The following is a 25298-nucleotide window of genomic DNA, read 5'->3' on the forward strand; positions in this document are numbered from 1 at the left end:
GGCCATGAGCGAGCAGATTTCCTATGCTGATTTCGAGAGGGTCGATATCCGCGTCGGCACCATTGTCGAAGCTGAACCTTTTCCCGAAGCGCGCAAGCCGGCAATCAAGGTAAAGATCGATTTCGGACCCGACATCGGCATCAGGAAATCCTCGGCGCAGATCACGGTGCATTATACGCCGGAAAGTCTCGTAGGCCGCCAGGTGCTGGGCGTGGTGAATTTTCCGCCGCGCCAGATCGGCCCTTTCCGGTCCGAAGTTCTCACGCTTGGTTTTGCAGATGCGAACGGCGATATCGTGCTGGCCGCGGTTGAGCGCCCGGTGCCGAACGGCGAAAAAATGTGCTGACGCGAATACGCTGTTGAGGCGTCACGCCGGAATTTTGACGATAACTCTCAAGCCGCCCAACGGGCTGTCATCCAGCGTCACATCGCCGCCGTGGCTGCGGGCGATATCGCGCACGATGGAAAGGCCAAGGCCCGTTCCGGAAGCATTGAGGTTGCGCGCCTCGTCCAGCCGGAAGAACGGCTTGAACACATCTTCGCGTGAGATTTCAGGGATGCCGGGACCATCGTCGTCAAAGGTCATGATGATGGAACGTGGCGCCTTGCGGATATCGACGTGGAGATTGCTGGCGTAACGCCGCGCATTTTCAGCCAGATTCGCAACGAGACGCGACAGGGCGTTCGGACGGGCGATGATCCTCTCGATATTATAAAGCTCGTAGCTGAACTTCTTGCCGTGCAGTTCGAAATCATGGCCAATTTTTTCGAGAAGTGCCGGAAGTTCCAGCGTGCCGACATCCTCTTCGACATCGGTGCGGGCGAAGGTCAGATAGGCCTCCAGCATGGACTGCATGTCCTCGACATCCTTATCCAGCCCTTCGAGGTCGGGATTGTCGCCGGCGAGCGCCAGTTGCAGCTTGAAGCGGGTGAGGATGGTGCGCAGGTCGTGGCTGACGCCGTTCAGCATGGCGGTGCGCTGCTCCATCTGCCGCTCGATTCGCTCGCGCATGAGGATGAAGGCCAGGCCGGCGCGCCGCACCTCGTCTGCGCCGCGCGGGGAGTAGCCGCTCATCTTCTGGCCCTTACCGAAGTTTTCGGCCGCCTTTGCCAGCGCCTCGATGGGCTTGATCTGGCCGCGCAGGAAAAGGATGGAAATAGCGATCAACACCAGCGAAGCGCCGACCATCCAGACCAGAAAGATATGCGTGTTGGAGGCATAGGCCGAACTGCGGCTGGTAAAGACACGGAGTGTCTTGTTTTCCAACTGCACGCGGATTTCGACAAGCGAGCCGTTGCCATAGGTGTCGATCCAGAACGGCCGGCCGATCTGCTGTTGCAACTGATCTGCAAGGATCCTGTCGAGGATCGAAAACAACGGCTCTGGCTTTGGTGCGGGCAGCTCTGTCTTGGGCTCGATATAGACACTGAGATCGAGCTTCTCGCGGGCGATGCGGATGACGCGCTGATAATCGTCCTCCTCCGGGTCCGTCTGTAGCAAGGCGATGATTGCCGAGATATCGCGCGTGACCGCTGCCGAAAGGCGTTCCGTCACCAGCTGCCAGTGGCGCTCCATGAAAACGGCCGCGACAACGGCCTGAAGCAGGATCATCGGCAGGATGATGATGAGCAGCGAGCGGGTGTAAAGACCTGTCGGCAGCCAGTGGCGCAGCCATCTGCCGAAGGAGCGCCAGGCCTTTGCCACGGGACTCTTTTTGAACGTGTCGAGAAAATCGAGGCTCGCCATGGTCGTGCGTTCGCCCTTCCTTGGGTGCTCGTCAGTCCACGCTCAGGCGGTAACCGATGCCGCGCACCGTTTGCAGATAAACAGGATTGGCAGGGTCGTCCTCGATCTTGCGACGAAGACGGTTGATCTGCACGTCGATGGTTCTCTCGCCCACGTCCGATTCCGCTTCGACCAGTTCATGTCGGGGAATCGTGTCGCCGGCGCGCAGCGCAAACAGCAGCATGATCTCCTGTTCGCGGTCCGTCAGCCGGATTGTTTCCGGACCGCGTCGCAATTCCTTCTTCGGGATGGAGAAGCTGTAGGGGCCGAACATGATCTGTTCGATCTTCGGCGTATCGGGCGAGGTGTTGCGCCGCAGGATATTGTTGATACGCAGTACGAGTTCGCGCGGATCAAACGGCTTGGCGAGATAGTCATCAGCCCCCGCTTCAAGGCCGGCTATGCGCGAATCCGCTTCCGACCGGGCGGTCAGCAGAATGACCGGCACGGATTTGTTTTCGTTGAGCGAGCGAGTGAGCGACAACCCGTTCTCGCCGGGCATCATCACATCGAGGATAAGAAGATCGAAGCGGATGCCGACCATCTTGCGCCGCGCCTCGGCGGCATCGGCAGCGACAGAGATGCGATATCCCTTATCGCCAAGGAAGCGTTGCAGGAGATCGCGAATACGCGCGTCGTCGTCAACGATCAGGAGATGGGCCGCGTCGTCATCGGCCGGTAGACGTTTTGCCGGAGCCTGCGCCATGGTCACTCGTCCTCCGCGCTCGCCGTCGTCGCGGCGGGGCTGCGCATCTGTGCAAGGAACTGCCGCACGCAGGCCCGCGCGTCCGGTCCCAGACCTTCGAGCGCGCGGTCGATGCGGCGCGATTGTGGCTCGCTGAGCGCCAGCGCCAGTTCGCGGCCCGTGAGCGTGGGGTAAAGCCTGCGCTGGCGGCGATCTTCGGGACCTGCCATCTGCCTGATGTAGCCGTCGTCTATCAGCTGTTTGAGCACGCGGGCGAGGCTCTGCTTGGTGATGCCAAGCGTGTCCAGCAAATCCGCCACCGTCATGCCCGGCTGCCGGCTGACGAAATAGACAACACGGTGGTGGGCGCGTCCGTAATCCAGTTTCGACAGGATGACATCGGGATCGGAGACAAAGTCGCGATATGCGAAAAACAGCGACTCGATCGTGTCGAAATCGATCTTGCCGTCATCAACCTTCGGGAGTGCCGGTGTCTGCCTTGCGGCGGCGGATTTTAGCGATTGCGGTGGCACTGCGGTTCCTTCATATCCTGCGGCTGTCTGATCATAGCTGACAGGCGTCAATGCGCCAATATTCTGTAAACATAGCCGAAAATGCGTCCACTCGGGAGAATGCCGCCAATCATTTTCTGTTGCGGTGGATAATATGGCGCGGGTGCGGGTGCAACTGGAATCAGGAAAGCCGATGCCTGACATGAAAAAGAGCGCGGTCAGACCGCGCTCTTCATATCAACGAATGCTGATAAACCGGATTTACTGGTAGACGTAAACGATCCGGCGGGTCGAGGGTTCGACGAGAACCGGAACGTCGTTCACGCGGACGTAGCGGTACTGATAGTCCGGGACCTCAACCAGACGGGTATCGGCCGGCAGGACGCTCCCAACGGCGATGTCGCCATCATAGGTGACGGTGTCTGCGGGGTGCTCATCAATATAGGTGATGACCGACTGCGGCGGATCGACTTCGCCCACGCGGCCGAGATTCGGGTCGCCCGGGTTCGGCTCGGACTGTACGCTCGCGGTTTTCTCATAGGTCACAACGGGAACGCTGAGTTCCGTGCGGCGCTCCTTGAGGATCACAGGCGAGCCTTCGTACATCACGTTCAGGTAATCGGCATGGGCCCAACCGCGCAGGCCGTTCACCTCAATGCGGCACCAGCTGCTACCCTCCATGCAGCCATCCAGCACGGCGTTGCTGCCACGGGTGGCAAGGCCGAGCTCCGGATAGTCCTCGCCCGGGCCGGAACGGACCGAAATATCCGATGCGGTGGTTGCGACCATGGCGGCATTTGCATAGCCTGCCATCAAGGCAAAGGCGCCACCAGCGACCAGCATTTTAAGCTTCTTGTCCATGTGTCTCACTCCTTTCAAGACTGGTGCTACAACGTCGCAACCATCAGGGCGTTCCACATTTTTCAGGGATATCAGGCCCTCCTTCCTATTATGTGCCTGTAAAAAATAGCGATTTTCTTTGCGCCTGCGCGGCCTGAAAAAGCGGGGAACGGTCGTCGGCATTGTGCCTTCCTCCCCCGCGGGCTATAGGACACATCAGCTTTCAGACAGGAGAACAGGATATGGGTAAATTGCAGGCGGGCATTATTCCGGTAACGCCATTCGAGCAGAATTGCACCATCCTGTTCGATCAGGACACCAAGGAAGGTGTCGTTGTCGACCCCGGCGGGGATGTGGATGTCATTCTTCAGGTCGTTGCGGAAAACGGGATTACGCTCAAGGAAATCTGGCTGACGCACGGTCATCTCGACCACGCCGGCGGTGCCGATGAATTGAGGGGCAAGCTTTCGCTCCCTGTGATCGGGCCGCATGAGGACGATCGGCCCTTGCTGGAGAGGATCGAAGTGCAGGCGGAGAAATACGGCATCACCGGTCTCAAGAATGTGACGCCCGATACGTGGCTGAAGGATGGCGACACGGTTTCCTTCGGGGGGCACATTTTCGAAGTCTATCACTGCCCTGGCCACGCGCCCGGTCACGTGGTCTATTACAACCGAGACCAGAACTTCGCTCATGTGGGTGATGTGCTGTTTTCGGGGTCGGTGGGGCGCACGGATTTGCCGGGCGGAAACCACGAGCAGTTGATGGCGTCCATTCGCGACAAGCTCCTGCCGCTGGGAGACGACGTGGGCTTCATCTGCGGCCATGGCCCCGGTGGGCGGCTCGGCGAAGAGCGGCTCAACAATCCCTATCTGAAGGGGCTCTGACGGCCGGTGACGGCAGGCCCGCGGCTGTGCATAAAAAAACCCGGCATTCCTGCCGGGCTTCAACTAGAAGAGAAAGCCGTTTTAGGGTCAGCCAGCAATCTGCAGATTGACTGCCTTCGGCCCCTTGCCGCGACGATCCGGTTCCGTGTCGAAGCTCACTTTCTGATTTTCTGAAAGTCCGGACAGGCCGGAAGCCTGTACGGCAGAGATGTGAACAAAGATATCAGCGCCACCATTGTCTGGCTTGATGAAGCCGAAGCCTTTGTCGGTATTGAAGAATTTTACGGTGCCAGTTTCGGCCATGCATCAGGTCCTTTTCGCTCTGCCCGCGTTCAGCTACAGGCAGCATTACAGTTTTGCCCCGCGTGGGCGTTGGCAGGCAGTTCTTGACTAGTGAGAAAATGGACCTTCGCAGCGGGAAGTAATGGCGTTCTCATCCAACGTTTTTCGTCCCACCGCCCGAGGTTTATAGCGTCCCCGGTGCGCAAATTTATAGGCCTTCCCATGCTCGCAAATTGCCCGAACCGCAACAGATTGCTGCGTTTATCTAAAATTGGCAAGCAAAAGTTTTCACGGGCTTTTTGTCAGATAAAAAACCTGCAGTAGAACTGCATCGAGGAAACGCACATTTTTTCCGCATAAGGTATATCTGCCGAAATAATTGCCGTTTCCGTCAGCCTTTGGGGCAAAATTTTGGATGTAAAGCGGCGGATTCCTGCGAAAAGCAGAAAAATCAGTTTTGACGGCGTCAGGTCGGTTCGGTCAGGGGGTTGGGGCGTTTACGGGTCAATTCGGGCACCAGTTCAACCATGAGGATGGCGGCGAAAATGATGAGGCATCCGACGTAGCCTGCACCCGAAATGGTTTCTTTCAGGAAGACCGAGGCCAGCAACGCGCCGAAAAGCGCCTCCGAAGACAGGAAGATCGCGGCCTGCGGGGCAGTGGTGTAACGCTGGCCGATGACCTGCAGGACGAAAGCGAGCCCGGAGGACACGAGGCCGACATAGAGGATTTCTGCCAGCGACGCCTCGATCGCGGCAAAGCTCAGCGGTTCGAACACAGCGCCGATCATGCAACTCAGAAGGGAGCAAACGGCGAACTGTGTGCACGAAAGCGCGAGCGGCCTTCCGCTTTCGGAAACGAAGCGGCCAGCAAGCGTAATCTGGATCGCCCAGAAGAAGGCGCAGACGATACTGAGAAAATCGCCTTTCGTCAGCGTTTCGAAAGCGCCGCCGGAGAGCAGGAAGATGCCGCCGAGCATCATCAGCGCGCATGGCCAGACGATCCAGTGGGGATGCCGACGGTAAAGAATGACGGCGATGACGGGCACGAAGATGACGTAAAGCCCGGTCAGGAAACTGGAATTGGTGACGGTTGTTGTCAGCAGCCCGACCTGCTGCGTGGTTGCGCCGGCAAACAGGGCGAGACCGACGAACATGAAGTTGCCGATTTCGCGCCGGCGTGGCGGCGATTTCCGCGACCGCGTTTCCATGAGTGCAAAGGGCAGCACGGCAATGGCGGCGATCGCGAAGCGAAGGCCGACGAACCAGAACGGGCCGATCGACGCCATGGCGGAGGACTGTGCGACGAACCCGCCACCCCAGATCGCGGCGGCGAGCAGAAGCAGCATATTGGCCTGGAGACGAGTCATTCTTTGCACCGCACAGCAGGGCCGGGCGATCTTTCAGTCACGGCCGTGGAAACAGGAATTTTTTGAAATGCCGAACCGGCGATGCGGACGACTGGTTCCCGGGTGCTTTAGCAGCAACATGCCAATGCCGCAAGCAAAGGCAGGTGGCCCTACCTGAAGCGGCGCGCCTCGTCCTTCAGGCTTCGCCGGGTGAGCGTCAGGCCGCCAATCGCAAGGCCGATGAAGGCGACGGCGGAGAGACCGATGAGCAGGAGATGCGGGCCGGCCTTCGTCGTTGCCGCAACCTGGGGAATGGCCGCTGTGTGCAGCGTGTCCACGGCCTGTGTGGCAGCATTGGCCGAGGTTGCGATGCCCGCGGCCATGGTGACGATGACAAGAAAAGCGGCAACGGCCATCCAGAGGGAAAACAGGGTTCTCTGCGCCCTTAACCTTTCAACGGAACTCCGGTCGTTGGTAAACATGGCTGTCGCCTCTTGCCCCTGTTCTTGAAGGATAAAAGAGGCTTCGAAATGGACGGCTTGGAGACCGAATTCTGGCGTTCCGCGGCATTTATTGCGGCCATATTGTGGCAGAGGGGTTTGCGGTAGCTTTTTTGATGCGTTTGCCCTTAAAGCCCCCGTTTCCCGAATGTTCGGGTCTGGCGCGCGGGATGCGGCTCTTCTCTGAAAAATCCCAGTGGCGCACCGCTTTTTTCCGGCCGCGATGGTGAGAAATAGGTGCTGCCGAGTTCAGGGAAACGCGTGTCGAACGTCGTCGGCGCAAGTTCGGGCCGTGCCAGAATGTAACCCTGCATCAGGACGACGCCGAGGTCCTCGCACAAGCCCACCTGCCAGCTCGCCTCCAGACCTTCGAAGACCGGCTCGATGCCGTCTTCCCGGAACTGACGGACGATGACACGCAGAAGGGCGGCGCCCGCCGAATTCTGCATGAAATCCCGCACCCAGCCTGCTTCAAATTTCACGTAGTCAGGCTTGATGAGCTTGACCCTTTCAATATCGGAATCGCCGGCACCGTAATCGTCGAGCGCCACGCGAAAACCGATATCGTGCATGTGATAGGCGAAGTCGGCGACCATCTGCGTGTCGGAGGCCTTTTTCTCTGAAATTTCGCACACGATGCGATCGGCCGTCAGGCCCGCCTCGTGGGCCGCAAGGCGCATGCGTTCCACTTCCTGCCGCATCTTGGCCGGGGTCTGGAACAGGCCAGGGTGAAAGTTGACGAAAATGCGGGCGCGGGCGCGGTTTAGCCGGCCAGTGTTGAGGATGTGGACCGTGCGCAGGATGCTGTCGATGTTCTCGATGTCGCCGGGCGCGACCAGCGAGAAAAATTCGCCCGGCGTCACTGGCTCGCCATTGCGATGAGGCCGCACCAGACCCTCGAATGAATCGATGTCGAGCGCGCCATTTGCCGTTCTTCGGAAAATGGGCTGCAGCGCCGATTTGAGGTTGAACATGTGATAGGCCGTGGACCATGTGCCATCGACCTCTCGGACAAGACTGGAAAAGATGCTTTTGGGCGCCATTTTTCCACCAGCTACAGAGACACGACCCCTATTGCCGTCAATGTATCACGACAAGCGTTACTTCCGGGTTAAGAAAGGCTTAAATTGTCCCCCAACGCCAGATTGGCCGGCTTTTGGCCTTGAAACTGGTCCCGTCTTTCGACATAGAAATTGCCGCAGCAGACGAGATTTCCAAGCTCTGCGATGTCAACCCCAATAGGACCGATTAAAAATGGCCTTCCTTGCCGACATTCTCTCCCGCGTAAAGCCATCCGCCACCATCGCCGTTAGCCAGAAAGCCCGCGAGCTTAAAGCACAGGGCCGCGATGTGATTAGCCTTGGCGCCGGCGAGCCGGATTTCGATACGCCCGACAATATCAAGGAAGCGGCCATTGACGCGATTAAGCGCGGTGAAACGAAATACACGCCCGTTTCCGGCATTCCGGAACTGCGCAAGGCGATTGCCGACAAGTTCAAGCGTGAAAACGGCCTCGACTACAAGCCGGAGCAGACGATTGTCGGTACCGGCGGCAAGCAGATCCTGTTCAACGCTTTCATGGCGACGCTGAACCCGGGTGATGAAGTCGTGATCCCGGCGCCGTACTGGGTCAGCTATCCCGAGATGGTCTCGATCTGCGGCGGTACGCCCGTGTTCGTCGACGCGACGCTGGAAGACAATTTCAAGCTGAAGCCGGAAGCGCTGGAAAAGGCGATCACGCCGAAGACGAAGTGGTTCGTGTTCAACTCGCCGTCCAACCCGTCGGGCGCGGCCTATTCGCACGACGAGTTGAAGGCGCTGACCGATGTGCTCGTTAAGCACCCGCACGTGTGGATCCTCACGGATGACATGTATGAGCACCTGACCTATGGCGACTTTAAATTCGTCACGCCGGTGGAAGTGGAGCCTTCGCTTTATGACCGCACGCTGACGATGAATGGTGTCTCGAAGGCCTATGCCATGACCGGCTGGCGTATCGGTTACGCTGCCGGCCCGCTGCCGCTGATCAAGGCCATGGACATGATCCAGGGCCAGCAGACTTCGGGCGCAAGCTCGATTGCGCAATGGGCCGCTGTTGAAGCTCTGAACGGCACGCAGGATTTCATTCCGGCGAACAAGAAGATCTTCGAAGGCCGCCGCGACCTGGTCGTCTCCATGCTCAACCAGGCCAAGGGCATCAGCTGCCCGGCTCCGGAAGGCGCGTTTTACGTGTATCCGTCCTGCGCCGGTCTGATCGGCAAGACCGCGCCTTCGGGCAAGGTCATCGAGACCGATACGGATTTCGTTTCGGAGCTTCTGGAAGCCGAAGGCGTTGCCGTCGTTCAGGGTTCGGCCTTCGGCCTCGGCCCGAACTTCCGCATTTCCTACGCTACCTCGGAGGCGTTGCTGGAAGAGGCCTGCAAGCGTATCCAGCGCTTCTGCGCTGATTGCCGCTGATTGGCCAACGATCGTGAATGAAATTAGCCCGGCAGTGATGTCGGGCTTTTTGTTTTCAAGTCACAAGCCTTTCCATGCCGCGTTTTTCGTTTCGGTCAGAGCCCCAGAAACAGCAGCATGATGAAGGTGGCGAAGAGAATGAAATGCGTCATGCCCTCGATAGCATTCGTCTCGCCGTCATTCAGATTTATCGCAGCGGCGATGAGCGTAATGAAGACCATAACTGTCTGAACTGGTGTCATCGCCATGATGAAGGGCTGGCCGGTGTAAAGCGCGATACCCTCCATGACAGGCACGGTCAGGATGACCGTCGAGAGCGAAGCGCCCATGGCGATGTTGACCACCGCCTGCATGCGGTCGCGAAGGGCGGAGCGGAGCGCAGTCAGGATTTCAGGCGAGGCCGAGATCGTCGCAACCACGACCGCCATCAGGGCAGGCGGTGCGCTGGTTCCTTCAAGGCTTTCGCTGAGGAAGGCGGACATGAACTCCGCCAGCACGCCGATCAACACCACGCCGGCGATGATGAGGCCGATGGAAAGCGGCACGCTGCCTTCGTCGTCGTCTCCCGCATGGCTGCCTGACGCCTGCCCCGACTGGCCGGCCGGACGGGGCTTCTTTGGGTAGGTGTAGCTGAAGAAATAGCTGTGCGGACCGACCTGCATTTTGAGGAAGAGCGCATAAAGCGCAATCATCGCGAATATCGTGAAGACAGAGTAGATGTGCCAGCTCTGTTCAGGGATGAATTCCGGCACAATCATCGATATGCCCATGGCGGTCAGTATCATCACGCCATAGGTCTTGCCGGAATCGTCATTGTAAGGCTGCTCGCCGTGGCGAAGGCCGCCGAGGAGGGCCGCGAGGCCCAGAATGCCGTTAATGTCGATCATGACGGCGGAATAGATCGTGTCTCGCACCAGTGTCGGCGAACTGGACTCGCTCATGATGATCGCGAGGATCAGCACCTCGACGGCGACCGCCGACAGCGTCAGGATCATCGTCCCGTAGGGATCGCCGACCTTTGCAGCAAGAATTTCAGCGTGATGGGCAACCCGCATCGAAACCAGAACGATGAGGCCGATGAGGACGACGGCGGCAATCAGCGCTGCCGTCTTTCCCGCTTCGAATATCGTGTGCTCGGCTAAATAGGCGATGATTGCCGCCGGTATTGCCAGCAGCAGCATCCGCTCCTGCTTGATGATAGATCCCACCATGAATTTCCCTTCCCCATGTCGTCGCAGGCTGTAGCCTATCGTCCCTCAGATCAAGCAGCATTTGCGCTTGAATGCTTTTGGTAGGATAGTGATGTTGCAGGACATGCAGATCACGCCGCGCTGTCCCATCGGGTGCAATGCTTGAAGCGCGGTTGTGGTTGCCATGTTGCCGACTGAGACAGGAGGACCATGCATGACCAAAGTGGTGTACGAGATCGTCGAACACGACGGAGGCTTCGCTTATCGTATGAACGGCGCTTATTCCGAGACCTTTCCCACCTATGACGACGCCCGCGCCGCTGCGCGCATTGTAGCAGCCGAACAGCAGGTGGGCGGCGATGACGAAGAAATCAGCTATCAGGACGAGCGCGGCAAATGGCATGAGGAACATAGCCAGGGCGGCGACCGGCCGGAAGCAGAGGTTGTCGACAAGACCTCGCCACCGGCCTGATTGAGCCGGGCCGGGTCGTGCCGGTCCGTCGACTATTTCAATATGCCTTCGACGGGTCTGGCGCTCATGCGGCGTTGAGGAACTTAGGCTGCCGCCGCTGCCCTAGCGCTTCTTGGGCGGCGCTCCCGGATCGGTTTCCTTCAGATGACCTTTGAGACCGTCGACCAGCGCGCTGAAAACCGCGCGGCACCGCGGTGAGGTCTTGAGGTTTTCGTGCATCGCGACCCAGGTATGGAGCGGGATGTCAATATTCGGGAGAACCTGGACCAGCCGCGGGTCTTTCCGCGCCAGGCCGATTTGGCAGACGCCTATCCCGGCGCTCGCGCGGATCATGGCGAGTTGCGCCAGATTGCTGTCGGCGCGGATTTCGAAGGAGATTTCCTCGATATCGGGAAGATCGGGCTGAAGAGAGCGCATCCGATGAATGGCCGCGCGAATGAAGGGCGTTTTGCGGTCGAAACCGACCATGCGATGATGGTTGAGATCTTCGGTGCTTTTCGGCACGCCCGCTTTTGCCAGGTAGTCGCGCGTCGCATGAAAACCCAGGCGGAAATTGCCGATGTAGCGCATGACGATCGCATCCTGCATCGGTTCGGTCATGCGAATGGCAATGTCGGCTTCGCGCCTTAACAGGTCTTCCAGCGTGTCGGAAAGGGAGAGTTCGATTTCAAGCCTCGGGTGGGTCTCCTGCATGGCCGTGATGATCGGCGGCAGCATTTCGACGCCGATGATATCTGACGCGCTGATACGCACCGTGCCTTCGATCTTGCCGACCTCCCCGGAGGCCGCGCGCATCAGGGCTGCTGTCGTTGCCGCCAGATTTTCCGCGTATGGTCGAAGCGCCAGCGCCGCCTCCGTCGGCATCAGGCCATGAGGCGAGCGGATGAACAGCGGAAAACCGACGGCCTCCTCGAGAGCTCCGATGTGTCGCCCCGCCGTTGGCTGGGTGATCCCAAGTTCGCGGGCGGCGGCAGAGAGCGAACCGTCACTCAGCACGCTCAGGAAGGTGCGGTAGAAATCCCAGCTGATATCACGGTTTTTCGTCATAATATTTTGTATAGCCGCTCCACTCATTTCGACAATTTCGTATATCGTAGATCGCGCCGATACTCCAGACACACAAAGGAGTACGGCGATGTCTATTGGAAATAACGGGAGTGCGGCGAAGGACGAACGGCCCCTGGCGCTGGTGCTGGGTGTGAATGGGGGCGTTGGCGGCCAGGTTTCACGCATGTTGCTGCAAAGGGGCTGGCGATTGAGGGCGATGACACGCCGGAAGCCGGCAGCCGAGGCCGCTGGCGACATCGAATTCGTCACAGGCGACGCCATGAACCGGCAGGACGTTTTGAGGGCGGCGCAAGGTGCCCGGCTGATCGTGCACGCGGTCAATCCTCCCGGCTACAGCGATTGGGAGAAGCAGGTCGTGCCGATGCTGGACAACACGATCGCCGCCGCCGAAAGCTGCGGTGCAAGGATAGTCTTTCCCGGCACGGTCTATAATTTTGGTTCAGACGCCTTTCCGCTGCTGACCGAAGAGAGCCCGCAGCAGCCGTTTACGCGCAAGGGCGCGTTGCGTGCGGAGATGGAACGACGGCTGAAAATGGCTTCCATGCGTGGCGTGCCCGTGCTGATCGTTCGTGCCGGAGATTTCTTTGGGCCGGATGCGAAAAATAACTGGTTCTCGCAGATGCTGGTAAAGCCGGGACGACCCGTCCGCAGCGTCCGAAACCCCGCAGCGCCCCATGCGGGACATCAATGGGCCTATCTGCCGGACGTGGCGGAGACAATCGGACGGCTGTTGGATCGCGCCGCTGACCTGCCAGCTTTCGCCGTCTTCCATATGGAAGGTTTCTGGGACTTCGATGGGCTGCAACTGGTTGCCGCCATCGAACGGGTCGTGGGACATCCGGTCAAACAGCGCCGGCTCTCCTGGACCGGCATTCGATTGGCAGCGCCCTTCGTTCCCCTGTTCCGCGAAGTTCTGGAGATGCGCTATCTCTGGCAGATGTCGATCCGGATGAGCAATCGCAAGCTGACAGCGTTTCTGGGGGGCGAGCCCAGAACGCCCATCGATGTCGCGGTATCGACCACGCTGGCGAGCCTTGGATGCCTGGAGCAGAACCAACCGCCCGTAAGCCTCGCTCAGCCTGTCGACGCGAAGGGCGAAGTCTGATGGCGGGGGGCGTCACTGGGGTTCCGGCTCGGTATCGCCTGTTTGCCGTCATTTCGGCAAGCGTGCCATTGCTGATCTTCGCACAGGTACTGCTGGCAGGGCTGTCGATATATTTCGACGGATCGCTGATTTCGCTTCACAAGGGCCTTGGCATGCTGGTCGCCCTGCCGATCCTGTCGCTGGCGGTCCTCGCTTTGCGATATGATGAATTGCGGCCGAACCTTGCGCGCACATTAGGTTTGCTCAGCCTTTATTGCCTGCAGGTGGCGCTGATGAGCATCGGCCGTGAGACGGGCAATGGTTTGCTGCAGGCGCTGCACCTGCCCAATGCCTTCATCATCGGTGCGTTTTCAGATTATGCCGCACGTCAGGCGCGACGCCCTCTTTAAAAAAAAGGCCGCATCGCAGTCGTGCGATGCGGCCTTTCCATGTGTGGGTATATCAGGCAAGCGCCGGATAGTCGGTGTAGCCTTCGGCCCCGCCGCCATAGAAGGTCGGCTGGTTCGGTTCATTCAAGGGCGCGTTGTCCTTGAGGCGGCGCACTAGATCCGGGTTGGCAATGAAGGCCTTGCCGAAGGCAACGGCATCGACCTTGCCGCTCTCGACAGCTTCGATGGCGCTCTCACGGTCGTAGCCGTTATTGGCGATCCACAGGCCCTTGCCACCGGCATTGCGGTAAGCGGCCTTGAAGGCGGCATAATCGAACGGCTTGTCCCCCTGCTTGAAATCGCGCGGGCCACCCGTTGCGCCTTCGACGACATGGATGAAGGCGAGATTACGCTTGCCAAGCTGTTCCACGACGTAGTTGTACAGCGGCTGTGGGTCAGCCTCGAAGATATCGTTAGCAGGCGTGACGGGAGAGAGGCGAATGCCGGTGCGGCCTGCACCAATCTCACCTGCAACCGCATCAACGACTTCCAGCAGGAAGCGGGCGCGGTTTTCAATCGAGCCGCCATACTCATCCGTGCGTTCGTTGGTGCTGGATTTCAGGAACTGCTCGATCAGGTAGCCATTGGCCGCGTGGATTTCGACGCCGTCGAAACCGGCCTCCAGTGCCGCGCGTGCACCGCTGCGATAGTCCTCCAGGATGAGGCCGATATCGTCGATGGTAAGCGCACGCGGCTCCGACGTTTCGGCAAAGCCGCCGGTGCCGTCATCATTGATGATATAGGTCTTGGATTTGGCGGTGATGGCAGACGGGGCAACCGGCTGGCCACCATGGGGTTGCAACGAGGTATGGGAGATGCGGCCCACGTGCCAGATTTGGGCGACGATCTTGCCGCCGGCCGAATGCACACCCTGGGTGACCTGTTTCCAGCCCTCGATTGCTTCCCGCTTGTAAAGGCCGGGAACGTCGGCGTAACCCTGACCCTGCTGGGAGATCGGTGTGCCTTCGGTGACGATCAGGCCCGCACTGGCGCGCTGTTCGTAATAAGTGGCATTGAGATTGTTGGGAATGGCACCCGGGGAACGGTTGCGAGTGAGGGGTGCCATGACGATACGGTTGGCGAGTGCGATATCGCCGGCCTGTGCCGGTTCGAAAAGACTGGTCATGCGACTACACTTTCTGGTCGGTTGGCGTAATTGCGCGGCAGGCGCGCTATCCTGATGGGATGCCGGATCGAGTCCCCATTGTGGTTTCGGTCCGGCACCCCGAGGCTCAAAGCTTGGGAGGCTCAGAGATTTGTCTGCAGATAATTGCGAAAAGCGTCGATGGTTTCCTCGTTCCGTTCAAAAAATACCCATTGCCCCACCTTTTTCGAACGGATGAGGCCAGCTGACTGCAACACCGCGAGATGTGACGAGACGGTGGACTGCGACAGGCCGCTGATCTGGAACTGGTTGGCGCACACGCCCATGCTGAAAGGGTGGTCTTGACAAAAGTGGCTCTCCGGCCGCTTCAGCCATTCCAGAAACTTCAGCCTTGCAGGGTGCGAAAGGGCTTTGAGGATTTCCTCCGGGTTCATCTGGACGTTTTCAATATCTGACATGGTCGATATATATATCGATAATTTTCGATATACAAGTCACGTCTCTGTGAGAAGGATTGCCGACCATGTCCCTCCAAAAAAGAAGGCCGCTGGATATTTCCGCGGCCTGATAAGTTTGAAGGTCAAAACCTCCAGAGGGGAACAGCTGTCGCGTGCCTGAGCGAGCGTGACAGCCAACTAAGATATGGTGGGAGCGAGAATGCAAAACAAGGTTGCATCATCCGATATCTCGCCGATTTGGAGAAAATTCTTGCGGGTAAAAAAAGAGGGCCGCCGGATAGATCCAGGGCCCTTTAAGTGTGAAGGTCAAAAACCTCCAGAGGGGAACAGCTGATGCGGTGGAACTGGGAGGAAAAGCCACCGTGTGCATCAGCTGAGTGCGATATGGTGCTTTTTTGTGCATGGAGCAACTCTTTTTTGTGCAGGTCAGGCATGCGCACCGTGCAGCCCTCGATATTTCTGGTATAATTTATGTGCAAAGCTAAAGAAGGGCGCTCGCGCACCCCTCTCACTTTTGACGTCATAAGGCTATGAATCTTATAGACTATCCTCTAACGGCGATTATTTTTCCGTCAGAAGTTCCAGTTCCTGGCCTTGGCAACGATGAAATCACGGAAGGCCTTCAGCTTTGCAGCGTTTTTCATCTCGTCGGGATAGCAGAAATACGTATCGAATGACGGGATGTCGGCCGCGAGCGAAAGCTGGATGAGGCCGGGATCGCGGCCAACGATATAATCCGGCAGGCAGGCAATACCGATTCCCAGCAGGCAGGCCCGCTTGATCGAGGTCTGGCTGTTGATCTGCAGGTGCGGCGTGCGCGTATTGTCGGAGGAGCGTCCGGCATTTTCCAGCCAGTTGACATCAAGCAGGTAGTTTGGCGCCGGTTCACCGAAGGAAATGATGCGGTGATTATCGAGGTCTTCGATCGACTGTGGTTCGCCATATCTGTTGATATAGGACGGCGCGGCATAGACGTGCATGTGTACGGTGAACAGCTTGCGCTGAATGAGGTCCGACTGCTGTGGCTGGCGCAGGCGGATCGCGCAATCGGCGTGACGCATGTTCACGTCCAGCTCCTCATTGTCGAGGATGAGCTGGATCGACATTTCCGGATAGAGCTGAAGAAACTCCTGCACCTTGTCCGTCAGCCACCCCTGGCCGAGGCCGACGGTCGTCGTGACGCGCAGCTTGCCGCTCGGCTTCTCCGTCGTTTCGGTGAGCTGCATCTTGACGGTTTCAAGTTTCAGCAACACGTCGTGAGCGGTGCGGTAGAGCAACTCACCCTGTTCGGTGAGGATGAGGCCGCGGGCATGGCGATGGAACAGCTTGACGCCGACGTCCTGCTCCAGCGCGCTGACCTGACGGCTGATGGCCGACTGGGACAAGTGCAGCTTGTCAGCAGCATGGGTGAACGACCCTGCTTCGGCTGCGGCATGAAAAATGCGCAGTTTATCCCAGTCCAATGGCATTGCCATGCCTATCCTGCCTTTCGGTTATTCCGCTGCAACTGCAAGCGGTTGATGCGCGGTGAGGTAACGTTCCGCTTCCAGCGCCGCCATGCAGCCCATCCCGGCGGCAGTGATCGCCTGACGATAGATGTCGTCGGTGACGTCGCCGGCGGCAAAGATGCCTTCCACGTCGGTGGCGGTGGAATCGGGGGCCGTCCACATATAGCCATTGTCCTTCAGCTTCACCTTGCCCTTGAAGAGTTCGACCGCGGGGGCGTGGCCGATGGCGACGAAGACGCCATCAACAGGCATGTCGTTGATCGCGCCCGTCCTGGTGTCACGCAGCTTCACGCCGGAAACGGAAGGTGGCATTGGCGGCTTTGCCGGCGCACCGGTAATTTCAGCGACTTCCGTGTTCCAGAGGATGTTGACGTTTTCCTTGGCGAACAAGCGCTCCTGCAGGATTTTTTCCGAACGGAAGCTGTCGCGACGGTGCACGACCGTCACGGATTTGGCGATATGGGCGAGATAGAGCGCCTCTTCCACGGCGGAATTGCCGCCGCCGACCACGATCACATCCTTGTTGCGATAGAAGAAGCCATCGCAGGTGGCGCAGGCGGAAACGCCAAAACCCTGGAAATGCTGCTCGCTCTCAATGCCGAGCCACTTGGCCTTGGCGCCGGTGGCGATGATCAGCGTATCGGCGGTCCAGACCTGACCGGAATCGGTTTTGACCACGAACGGCCGCACGTTGGTTTCGACTTCGGTCACGAGGTCGCTGACGATTTCCGCGCCCACATGGGTTGCCTGCTTCAGCATCTGGTCCATCAGCCAGGGACCCTGGATGGGATCGGCAAAGCCCGGATAGTTCTCGACATCGGTGGTGATCATCAACTGACCGCCCTGTTCCATGCCGGCAATCAGCACGGGTTTCAGCATGGCGCGGGCGGCGTAGATCGCTGCCGTGTATCCGGCGGGACCGGAGCCAATGATCAATACCTTCGTGTGGCGGGCAGTCATGGAAACCTTCCTTCTCAATAACGGGCCTTTGCGCCATGCACTCCAGCCGCAGGACGGCGGACGGGCCGCAACCCCTTCGTTGCCCGGTATTTAAGGTTGTCTAGTGTCTTTATTCAAGGGCAGCCTTGCGTTACCAACAAGGCAGTTGTGGATGTCTGCGCAATTTTGTGACCGGACAGCGTCATAATGTTGCGAATCCCGCGCCGGATAGTACAAGGAAGTTCTCCACCTTAACGAGGTACTCTTTCGTGACCAGCGTCGAACTCGATGCCATCGATCTGAAAATCCTGCGCGAATTGCAGCGCGACGGGCGCATGACCAATGTGGAACTCGCCGAGCGGGTCGGCATCTCCGCTCCCCCGTGCCTGAGACGCGTTCGCAAGCTGGAAGAGGCGGGCGTGATCGAGGGATATCACGCCATGTTGAATGCCCCGAAGCTCGGTTTCGATCTTGTCGCCTTCTGCATGATCGGCCTCAAGCGACAGTCGGACAGCAATCTGAAGGCTTTCGCGGCGGCAACCGCCGGCTGGTCACTGGTGCGGCAGGCCTGGATGGTCTCAGGCGAAAGCGACTTCCTGCTGCATTGCGTGGCAAAAAACCTGACGGAGTTTCAGGATTTCGTCATCGAGGTCCTGACCGCGGATGAGAACGTCGACACGGTGCGCACGATGCTGACCATCCGTCAGGTCAAGCGCGTCGGCCTCGTGGAAATCTGATCCGAACCTGTCGCAGTTGACGCGCTGGCCGCGTCACGCACGCCGTAGGGCGTCGTAGACGTCGCCCAGGCTGGCCGCTTCTTTTTCAAGCGGAAAAGCCCTGCGGACATGGGCGAGCCCGGCGCTGCCATGAGCCTTTGCGCGATCGGGATCGGCGAGATAGGGCTTTATCGCATCGCGGAGTGCTGGGTAATCTCCCGCCGCGACAACGGCGCCGGTCTGGCCCTCAACAATCATTTCTTCATAGGCGCCGGCATTGCTCGCAACCACGGCTGTCTGCGAGGCCATGGCTTCGAGCGGCGTGAGACCGAAACCTTCGTTGCGCGATGGCGCCACGTAAAGGCTCAAGCGCCGGTACCACGGCTTGATGTCGTCAACCTCGCCCTGAAAGACGATACGCTCCGCCAGGCCGGCCGCTTCGACATCGGCGACGAGCTTGTCGCCAAAATCCGTGTGTTCCTTCGTCACCCGCCCGGAAACAACCGCCGTCCACTCAGGGTAATGCGGCAACAGTTCGATCATCGCACGCACGAACAGGTCCGTGCCCTTCTGATGGCGCACGCGTCCGAAGCAGCCGATGAGATAGTGTCCGGGCAGGCCCGCTGCTGCCATCGTGTCGTCCGGACCCGCTGGGGGATGGAAGAGATCGGTATCGACGCCGTGCATGACGACTCGATGCGGCACTTCCAGAAACGAGCCGGAACGGCCGTTGGTGGCAACAACGGCATCCATCTTCGAAATCAGGAAGCGCGTATAGGCGGAATGACGCCTCTGCGCCGCTGAGGTAAAGAGCAGCTTCACCTTCATGCGCAGCACATCCCGCATGATGATGCCGGGCAGCATTTCCAGGTTACGGCGTGCATGCCATACGCGCGGGCCGCCAAACGGGCCATTTCGCCATAGCTGCCAAAGGTCGCGAAAGCGAACATGCGGCAGATGCGGCGGCAGACCGGGGCCGATGACGGCGACCTTCTGCCCCAGCCGGTTCTGCACCGGTATCAGTTGAACGATGGTGGAGGTTACGCCGGAGAGCCTGCGCTTGAAATTTGGCGCAAGCACCTGCACATCTTTCAGACTGACGTTGGACAAGCTCGGCTTCCGTCTCTGCGGCTGATTTTAGAAATCTGTGGCGCTAAAAAACAATGCGCCCGGATGGGCGCATTGCATGGGGCTGATCAGCCCCACTGAACCGCGAGAATTTCGTAGCCCTTGGCGCCGCCAGGCGCGTTGACTTCGATGCTGTCGCCGACTTCCTTGCCGATCAGGGCGCGGGCGATGGGGGAAGAGATGGAGATGCGGCCGGCCTTCACGTCGGCCTCCTGATCGCCGACGATCTGGTAGGTCTTTTCCTCATCGCTGTCTTCGTCAACCAGCTTGACCGTGGCGCCGAACTTGATCTTCGAGCCCGACATTTTCGACAGGTCGATGACTTCGGCGCGCGCCGTCAGGTCCTCGAGTTCGGTGATGCGGCCTTCATTGTGGCTCTGGGCTTCCTTGGCAGCATGGTACTCGGCATTTTCCGAAAGGTCGCCGTGAGCGCGCGCTTCCGCAATCGCCTCGATGATACGGGGGCGTTCCTCCTGCTGACGCCAGCGAAGCTCCTCCTGAAGCTTGACGAATCCACCCTGAGTCATCGGTACTTTTTCTACCATTTTTTTATCCTTCGCATTCCGGTCGCTATACTTGCAGACACAAAAAGAAACAGGTTCCGGAGAGGAACTCCGGAACCATGCCAAAATCAAATCTGAGCCGACTATATCAGAAGACGACCGCGAAAGGCCAGCAAATTTCAGGCGTGATTATTCCATAATATTATCAATATCTTGTTCCCCAAGATTGACAATCTTCAATAGAACATATAGAGAACATACCCATGAAGAAGTCGATCAGGCAACGGCTGGCCATTCTCTCCGACGCGGCGAAGTACGACGCGTCCTGCGCATCGAGTGGCACGACCAAACGAAACTCTGCAGCATCAGGCGGTTTGGGTTCCACGGAAGGGTCGGGCATTTGCCATGCTTACGCTCCCGATGGACGCTGCATTTCGCTCCTGAAGATCTTGCTCACCAATTTCTGCATTTATGATTGTGCCTATTGCATCAACCGGTCGTCCAGCAATGTGGAGCGGGCGCGCTTCACGCCGGAAGAAGTGGTCTGGCTTACGCTCGAGTTCTACCGGCGCAACTACATTGAGGGGCTTTTCCTGTCGTCGGGCATCATCCGGTCGTCAGATCATACGATGGAAGAGATGGTTCGCGTTGCTCGCGAGTTGCGCGTGACGCATGGTTTTCGCGGTTACATCCATCTGAAATCCATTCCGGAAGCATCGCCCAAACTCATCGAGGAGGCTGGGCTTTATGCGGACCGCCTTTCGATCAATATCGAATTGCCAACCGACAGCGGTATTGGCCGGTTCGCACCGGAGAAGCAGCCGGCCAACATCCGCCGCTCGATGGCTGATATCCGGTTGAAGATAGAGGAGGCGGGGGAGCCAACTGTCAGGACGAGAAAGATCAAGCGTTTTGCCCCGGCCGGGCAGAGCACGCAGATGATCGTGGGTGCCGATGGGGCTGACGACAGCACCATTCTCTCCACTAGCGCCCGGCTCTATGGCAGCTACGGCTTGCGACGCGTCTATTATTCGGCCTTCAGCCCCATTCCGGACTCATCGAAAAACCTGCCGCTCATCAAGCCGCCGCTGATGCGGGAGCACAGGCTTTACCAGGCCGATTGGCTTTATCGTTTTTACGGTTTCGATATCGGCGAAATCACGGCGATCGGCGGAGACGGCATGCTGGATCTCGATATTGATCCGAAGCTTGCCTGGGCGTTGAAACATCGTGAGCGGTTTCCCGTGGATATCAACGTTGCAGATCGTGAAATCCTCCTGCGTGTCCCTGGTTTCGGCACGAAGACGGTCGCGTCCATCCTGTCTTCGCGGCGCTTCCGGCGGTTAAGGCTGGAGGATGTCGCCCGCTTTGGCGTTTCTCTCAAGAAGGTGAAGGCTTTTATCGTTGCGGAGGGCTGGACGCCGGGCAAGCTGACCGAGCGGCCGGATCTGCGCGCCATGTTTGCGCCGCAGCCTGAACAATTGTCGCTTCTGTGATGTATGGGCCGATCCTTGAAGGGCGGGGCGAGTTTGGCGAGTGGCGGGACGCTGCCCGGGCGGCACTTGCCGGGGATATCCCACCCGAGCGGATCGACTGGCGGTTACGCGGGGACATGGCCGGGTTGCTGGACTTTGCCGGCGATCCTCTCCCTCCGTTCAAGCCGGGCACTGCCGAGATTTCCGTGCCGGCTTCGTTTGTTGCGCTTGCGCAGGCGGTCATCTGCCACAGCGATCCCGGGCGGTTTGCTCTGCTTTACAGGCTGTTGTGGCGGCTGAGGCAGGATCGCGCCCTGTTGCAGTTCAAGTCGGACCCAGATGTCGCCGAGGCGCGGCTACTGGAGAAATCGGTGCGCCGCGACTGTCACAAGATGACGGCTTTCGTTCGTTTCAAGGAGTTGCCTCTGCCGCAAGGGCAGGGTGGGCGGCGGCGGTTTATAGCCTGGTTTGAGCCGGACCATTTCATCGTGGAGCGGACAGCGCCGTTTTTTCAGCGCCGATTTACCGACATGGACTGGCTGATCGCCACGCCGCACGGGTCTGCGCGTTGGGATGGGACCGCGCTTCAGACGTCGCGGCAGCCAGCCGAGAAGCCCGATCTCACCGATGAGACGGATGAACTATGGCGGACCTATTACGCCAATATATTCAATCCGGCGCGTCTCAAAATCAAAGCCATGACGGCGGAAATGCCGAAAAAATACTGGAAGAACCTGCCCGAGGCCGATCTCATTCCCGACCTTATTCTCGGCGCGGAGGCGCGGGTGCTGGAGATGGCTGCCAAGGCGGCAAGCCAGCCACAGCCGTTTCACCATAGGCTGCAGGCGGCAGCGGCTGCGCGTGAGATGCCGCAACCGATGCCTGATGGCACGCTCACCTCGCTGGCGCGGGAGGCAAGTCATTGCACGCGCTGCCCGTTGCATTGCAATGCCACTCAGACGGTATTCGGCGCCGGTCCTGAAAACGCAAAGATCATGATCGTTGGCGAGCAACCCGGTGATCACGAGGATCTTGCAGGCAAACCCTTTGTCGGTCCCGCTGGCCAGCTTTTTGATCGCACGCTTGCCGAGGTCGGCATCGAGCGCAACAGCCTTTACGTCACCAATGCCGTCAAACACTTCAAATATGAATCCCGCGGCAAACGGCGCATTCACCAGCGGCCGAATGCCGGTGAAGTTGAGCAGTGCCGTTGGTGGCTCAATCAGGAAATCGCGCTCGTGCGGCCGAAGCTCATCGTCGCCATGGGTGCGACGGCGCATTACGCACTGACCGGCAGCAAGGAGAAAGTCACGGAGTTGCGCGGTCGTCCGCTGCCGATGGACGAGGGCAGGACGCTTTTTATCACCGTGCACCCTTCCTATCTTCTTCGCATCCCCGATGCACAGCGAAAAGATATGGAAATGACGAAATTCAAGAATGATATGCGTTATGTAAGTAAATTCGAATAAATTTACGTTCTGGATTGCCTTTATTCATGACAGAACCCGCGGCGCGTGTTTTTACGTGTCGTTAAGTTTTCGTTTTAATTGAAACTTATGCGATTCATTTTATATGTCCCGTCAAAATATTTACAGATGGACATATTATGCTTGGCGAACTTGACCTTGCAACAGTCATTTTGATGCAGAAATGCTCCTATATCGTGGGCCTGTTGAGTTTCATCTATTTGATGCTGACCAACAGGGGGCTGCGTGGCCCCATTACGCTGGCGGCGGGTTTTGCGGCAATGACGGTGGGCTCCACGCTTGCCGGCTATGGCGAGTGGAAAATCGTGCCGCCCGCCGTGTGGCAGCTCGGCAGCGTCATCTTCGGCATCGCGGGTTACATGCTGATCTGGCTCGGCCTGAAGACACTGAGCGATGGGCGAAGGGTGACGCGCAAGACCTTGATGATGACCTGTCTCGTCGCCGTGATCGGCATCATCATTGCCTTCCAGGTGGCGGAGAACAATGCGTTGCGCGCGATGCTCTTCAACGCATGCGCGGCGCTGGCCTATCTTAGTGCAGCATGGGTGCTGCTTATCGGTTGGCAGAAGGAGCCGCTGCTTTCGCGTGTTGCTCTTGGTGTCATCACCGGTCTTTCCGGGCTGATTTCGCTTTCAGTGGTCAAAGGCCTGCTTTCGCCCTCCCTCGCCTCCATCAACATCGTCAATGCGTTTTTCCTCATCATCATGCTGAATTTTGCGATCGCTCTCTTCGTGATGATGCTGGTTGCGGAACGCTCCGAACGAAAACTCCTGGTGCTTGCCAATACCGATCCGCTCACGGGCGTGAAGAACAGGCGCTATTTCTTCCAGACGATGCCGGCAAAGCCTGAACCGACAGACGCGGCGATGCTGCTGGATATCGATCACTTCAAGTCCATCAACGATCGTTTCGGCCATGCGGTCGGAGATAGCGTGCTGCAGGAAGTGGCGAAGCGCATTGGCGGCAGTATCAGGGGAGGGGACGTGCTCGCCCGATATGGCGGCGAAGAGTTTATCATTTTTCTTCCCAGCGCAGGCAGCGAACGGGCCACGATGATCGGAGAGCGCATTCGCAACGCGGTCGCTTTAAACGAAGTGGATTGTGGCGGGTTGCGGATCGCCGTGACCATCAGCATCGGCGTCGCCACGGGCGGCGAGACGGATTGCGATCTCCAGGCACTGGCCGAGATGGCTGACCGCGCGCTCTATCGGGCCAAGAGCGAAGGCCGAAACTGTGTGCGCGAAGCGCTGGCCGCCTGAAGAACTCCAGTGCAGACATGGTCATGCATCAGTATGTTCTCGTCGCGGCGGCTACGACCCGTCGTCGCTCTTGCCCAGCACGCCCCGCCGGGAGAGCGCTTCGCGCAGCAGGATTTCGATCTGAGCGTTGACGCTCCGCAAGTCTGAACTTGCAGAGCGTTTGACCGCTTCGAGAATTTTAGGTTCGATCCGGAGCGGAAATGCTGTTCGCTCGGGACCGGGCGGGCGCCCTGCCATCATTTTTATCCGTACAATGTTCCGGCGTTGATAACCGGCGTTGCGTCCTTTTCGCCGACGAGGACGACAAGCATGTTGGAGACCATGGCGGCCTGACGTTCGTGGTCGATTTCGATGTTCTTCTCTTTCAAGCCCATAAGCGCTTCCTTTACAAGCTCAACGGCACCCTTGACGATCGTGCGTCGCGCCGCGATGACCGCCGCCGCCTGCTGGCGTCGCAGCATGGAGCTTGCGATTTCCGGTGCGTAGGCAAGGTGCGTGATGCGCGCGTCGGTGACCTCGATGCCCGCGGCGGCGACCCGATTGCGCAGTTCAGCAACGAGGTTGACGGTTATATCTTCCCCGCCATCGCGCAGCGAAACGATAGCCTGAGCGCCAGATCCCTCGTCACCTCCTGACCAGTTGTCATAAGGGTGCTGGCTGGCGATTTTGCGAAGGGCGGTTTCTGCCTGCATGGCGACGAAATTCTTGAAATCGTCGACTTCCAGAAGCGCCTTTGCGCAATCTCCGACATGCCAAACAAGCGCGGCTCCGATCTCGATGGGATTGCCCGCCGCATCATTGACCTTGATCGATTCAATGTGGTGGGTCTGGAGACGACGGGAGATACGCTGAATGCTGAAGAAGGGATTCATCCAGCGAAGCCCGGCCGACTGATCGGTGCCCTGATATTTGCCGAAGAGGGTAAAGACCGCGCTTTCGTTCGGCTGGATCATGAAGACGCCGAAGCCGATGAAGACCGCGACGCCAATCAGCAGGGCCGAGACCAGCAGTGGCAGGAAGGAAAACGCGCCGAACGACTGCCAGATATGGATCTGATAAGCGAGCATGCCGATGGCAATGGCGATCGCCGCAATGATGAGACTGACGGCAACATAGCCGTGGTGGGTGGAAACCGGTTTATCTGTAATAGAAGACGACAT

Annotated in this window: 27 protein-coding genes; 10 read left to right on the forward strand and 17 right to left on the reverse strand. The window is 58.7% G+C overall.

The genetic code is table 11. The annotated features are described in order from the left end of the window. The first annotated feature begins 4 nt into the window (after positions 1 to 4). Complete coding sequence (locus AT6N2_RS13820; protein WP_209087471.1) at positions 5 to 346, forward strand: tRNA-binding protein; 342 nt, start codon at positions 5 to 7, stop codon at positions 344 to 346. Between the two features lie 21 nt (positions 347 to 367). Here AT6N2_RS13820 and AT6N2_RS13825 read toward each other — a convergent pair whose 3' ends face one another. The 4 genes from AT6N2_RS13825 to AT6N2_RS13840 all read right to left on the reverse strand — a co-directional run bounded on the left by AT6N2_RS13825 (position 368) and on the right by AT6N2_RS13840 (position 3844). Next, the gene (locus AT6N2_RS13825) at positions 368 to 1747 is read right to left on the reverse strand and encodes an ATP-binding protein (RefSeq protein WP_209087473.1); all 1380 of its coding nucleotides are present in this window, start codon (positions 1745 to 1747) and stop codon (positions 368 to 370) included. Positions 1748 to 1778: 31 nt separating this feature from the next. Next, on the reverse strand, positions 1779 to 2492 hold the full coding sequence (locus AT6N2_RS13830) for a response regulator (protein WP_063950662.1): 714 nt from the start codon (positions 2490 to 2492) through the stop codon (positions 1779 to 1781). Positions 2493 to 2494: 2 nt separating this feature from the next. Further along, positions 2495 to 3004: a MarR family winged helix-turn-helix transcriptional regulator gene (locus tag AT6N2_RS13835; protein ID WP_063950801.1), complete on the reverse strand. Its 510-nt coding sequence runs from the start codon at positions 3002 to 3004 to the stop codon at positions 2495 to 2497. A gap of 240 nt (positions 3005 to 3244) precedes the next feature. Continuing rightward, positions 3245 to 3844 (reverse strand): DUF1236 domain-containing protein, encoded by a 600-nt coding sequence (locus AT6N2_RS13840; RefSeq protein WP_063950661.1) that lies wholly within the window; start codon positions 3842 to 3844, stop codon positions 3245 to 3247. A 221-nt stretch (positions 3845 to 4065) separates the two neighbouring features. Between AT6N2_RS13840 and AT6N2_RS13845 the strand changes: the two genes are divergently transcribed. After that, positions 4066 to 4710, forward strand: a complete 645-nt coding sequence (locus tag AT6N2_RS13845) for an MBL fold metallo-hydrolase (protein WP_209087475.1) — start codon at positions 4066 to 4068, stop codon at positions 4708 to 4710. An 87-nt stretch (positions 4711 to 4797) separates the two neighbouring features. Here the strand turns inward: AT6N2_RS13845 and AT6N2_RS13850 are convergent, their stop codons facing one another. The 4 genes from AT6N2_RS13850 to AT6N2_RS13865 form a co-directional block, all read right to left on the reverse strand. After that, positions 4798 to 5013, reverse strand: coding sequence for a cold-shock protein (locus tag AT6N2_RS13850; protein ID WP_003494703.1), 216 nt, complete (start codon positions 5011 to 5013; stop codon positions 4798 to 4800). A gap of 445 nt (positions 5014 to 5458) precedes the next feature. Continuing rightward, a complete protein-coding gene (locus AT6N2_RS13855; protein WP_209087477.1) occupies positions 5459 to 6361 on the reverse strand; it encodes a DMT family transporter in 903 nt (300 codons plus the stop codon). 149 nt (positions 6362 to 6510) lie between these two features. Beyond that, the gene (locus AT6N2_RS13860; protein ID WP_233282454.1) at positions 6511 to 6822 is read right to left on the reverse strand and encodes a hypothetical protein; all 312 of its coding nucleotides are present in this window, start codon (positions 6820 to 6822) and stop codon (positions 6511 to 6513) included. A 146-nt stretch (positions 6823 to 6968) separates the two neighbouring features. After that, entirely contained in the window at positions 6969 to 7883 is a 915-nt protein-coding gene (locus tag AT6N2_RS13865; RefSeq protein ID WP_209087479.1) for an EAL domain-containing protein, read from the reverse strand. Positions 7884 to 8094: 211 nt separating this feature from the next. On the opposite strand from AT6N2_RS13865, the gene AT6N2_RS13870 reads away from it, so the two are divergent. Next, positions 8095 to 9297 carry a pyridoxal phosphate-dependent aminotransferase gene (locus tag AT6N2_RS13870; protein ID WP_144577269.1) on the forward strand — a complete coding sequence of 401 codons (1203 nt, stop codon included), beginning with the start codon at positions 8095 to 8097 and terminating at the stop codon, positions 9295 to 9297. A gap of 95 nt (positions 9298 to 9392) precedes the next feature. Here the strand turns inward: AT6N2_RS13870 and AT6N2_RS13875 are convergent, their stop codons facing one another. Beyond that, positions 9393 to 10508 carry a calcium:proton antiporter gene (locus AT6N2_RS13875; protein ID WP_144577271.1) on the reverse strand — a complete coding sequence of 372 codons (1116 nt, stop codon included), beginning with the start codon at positions 10506 to 10508 and terminating at the stop codon, positions 9393 to 9395. A 193-nt stretch (positions 10509 to 10701) separates the two neighbouring features. On the opposite strand from AT6N2_RS13875, the gene AT6N2_RS13880 reads away from it, so the two are divergent. Further along, positions 10702 to 10959 carry a DUF2188 domain-containing protein gene (locus AT6N2_RS13880; protein WP_063950654.1) on the forward strand — a complete coding sequence of 86 codons (258 nt, stop codon included), beginning with the start codon at positions 10702 to 10704 and terminating at the stop codon, positions 10957 to 10959. Positions 10960 to 11061: 102 nt separating this feature from the next. Here the strand turns inward: AT6N2_RS13880 and AT6N2_RS13885 are convergent, their stop codons facing one another. Next, positions 11062 to 12006, reverse strand: a complete 945-nt coding sequence (locus tag AT6N2_RS13885; protein WP_209087480.1) for a LysR family transcriptional regulator — start codon at positions 12004 to 12006, stop codon at positions 11062 to 11064. Positions 12007 to 12094: 88 nt separating this feature from the next. On the opposite strand from AT6N2_RS13885, the gene AT6N2_RS13890 reads away from it, so the two are divergent. Together AT6N2_RS13890 and AT6N2_RS13895 are read left to right on the forward strand one after the other, a co-directional pair. After that, positions 12095 to 13132: an NAD-dependent epimerase/dehydratase family protein gene (locus AT6N2_RS13890; protein ID WP_209087482.1), complete on the forward strand. Its 1038-nt coding sequence runs from the start codon at positions 12095 to 12097 to the stop codon at positions 13130 to 13132. Continuing rightward, entirely contained in the window at positions 13132 to 13521 is a 390-nt protein-coding gene (locus tag AT6N2_RS13895) for a DUF6220 domain-containing protein (protein WP_209087484.1), read from the forward strand. The genes AT6N2_RS13890 and AT6N2_RS13895 overlap by 1 nt, the downstream gene beginning before the upstream one ends. A 52-nt stretch (positions 13522 to 13573) precedes the next feature. On the opposite strand, the gene AT6N2_RS13900 is transcribed toward AT6N2_RS13895, so the two are convergent. From AT6N2_RS13900 to trxB, 4 genes are all read right to left on the reverse strand, one after another. Then, positions 13574 to 14686 carry an alkene reductase gene (locus tag AT6N2_RS13900; protein ID WP_063950650.1) on the reverse strand — a complete coding sequence of 371 codons (1113 nt, stop codon included), beginning with the start codon at positions 14684 to 14686 and terminating at the stop codon, positions 13574 to 13576. A gap of 122 nt (positions 14687 to 14808) precedes the next feature. After that, positions 14809 to 15099 (reverse strand): ArsR/SmtB family transcription factor, encoded by a 291-nt coding sequence (locus tag AT6N2_RS13905; RefSeq protein WP_063950649.1) that lies wholly within the window; start codon positions 15097 to 15099, stop codon positions 14809 to 14811. Between the two features lie 596 nt (positions 15100 to 15695). Continuing rightward, positions 15696 to 16592 carry a LysR family transcriptional regulator VtlR gene (locus tag AT6N2_RS13910; protein WP_063950800.1) on the reverse strand — a complete coding sequence of 299 codons (897 nt, stop codon included), beginning with the start codon at positions 16590 to 16592 and terminating at the stop codon, positions 15696 to 15698. A gap of 24 nt (positions 16593 to 16616) precedes the next feature. Beyond that, positions 16617 to 17591, reverse strand: a complete 975-nt coding sequence (trxB, locus tag AT6N2_RS13915; protein WP_209087486.1) for a thioredoxin-disulfide reductase — start codon at positions 17589 to 17591, stop codon at positions 16617 to 16619. Positions 17592 to 17839: 248 nt separating this feature from the next. Here trxB and AT6N2_RS13920 point away from each other — a divergent pair, with 248 nt between their 5' ends. Next, positions 17840 to 18307, forward strand: a complete 468-nt coding sequence (locus AT6N2_RS13920; protein WP_004430414.1) for an Lrp/AsnC family transcriptional regulator — start codon at positions 17840 to 17842, stop codon at positions 18305 to 18307. A gap of 33 nt (positions 18308 to 18340) precedes the next feature. Here AT6N2_RS13920 and AT6N2_RS13925 read toward each other — a convergent pair whose 3' ends face one another. Together AT6N2_RS13925 and greA are read right to left on the reverse strand one after the other, a co-directional pair. Beyond that, the gene (locus AT6N2_RS13925) at positions 18341 to 19396 is read right to left on the reverse strand and encodes a glycosyltransferase family 4 protein (protein ID WP_209087488.1); all 1056 of its coding nucleotides are present in this window, start codon (positions 19394 to 19396) and stop codon (positions 18341 to 18343) included. A gap of 86 nt (positions 19397 to 19482) precedes the next feature. Beyond that, complete coding sequence (greA, locus tag AT6N2_RS13930) at positions 19483 to 19959, reverse strand: transcription elongation factor GreA (RefSeq protein WP_003522847.1); 477 nt, start codon at positions 19957 to 19959, stop codon at positions 19483 to 19485. A gap of 221 nt (positions 19960 to 20180) precedes the next feature. Here greA and AT6N2_RS13935 point away from each other — a divergent pair, with 221 nt between their 5' ends. From AT6N2_RS13935 to AT6N2_RS13945, 3 genes are all read left to right on the forward strand, one after another. Further along, positions 20181 to 21413 (forward strand): putative DNA modification/repair radical SAM protein, encoded by a 1233-nt coding sequence (locus AT6N2_RS13935; RefSeq protein WP_209087490.1) that lies wholly within the window; start codon positions 20181 to 20183, stop codon positions 21411 to 21413. Then, positions 21413 to 22861 carry a UdgX family uracil-DNA binding protein gene (locus tag AT6N2_RS13940; RefSeq protein WP_209087492.1) on the forward strand — a complete coding sequence of 483 codons (1449 nt, stop codon included), beginning with the start codon at positions 21413 to 21415 and terminating at the stop codon, positions 22859 to 22861. The genes AT6N2_RS13935 and AT6N2_RS13940 overlap by 1 nt, the downstream gene beginning before the upstream one ends. Positions 22862 to 22998: 137 nt before the next feature. Next, complete coding sequence (locus AT6N2_RS13945; RefSeq protein WP_209087494.1) at positions 22999 to 24138, forward strand: GGDEF domain-containing protein; 1140 nt, start codon at positions 22999 to 23001, stop codon at positions 24136 to 24138. Between the two features lie 242 nt (positions 24139 to 24380). On the opposite strand, the gene AT6N2_RS13950 is transcribed toward AT6N2_RS13945, so the two are convergent. Further along, on the reverse strand, positions 24381 to 25298 hold the full coding sequence (locus AT6N2_RS13950) for an SPFH domain-containing protein (protein WP_209087496.1): 918 nt from the start codon (positions 25296 to 25298) through the stop codon (positions 24381 to 24383).

It is taken from the genome of Agrobacterium tumefaciens (assembly GCF_017726655.1).
GTDB classification, from domain to species: Bacteria; Pseudomonadota; Alphaproteobacteria; order Rhizobiales; family Rhizobiaceae; genus Agrobacterium; species Agrobacterium tumefaciens_B.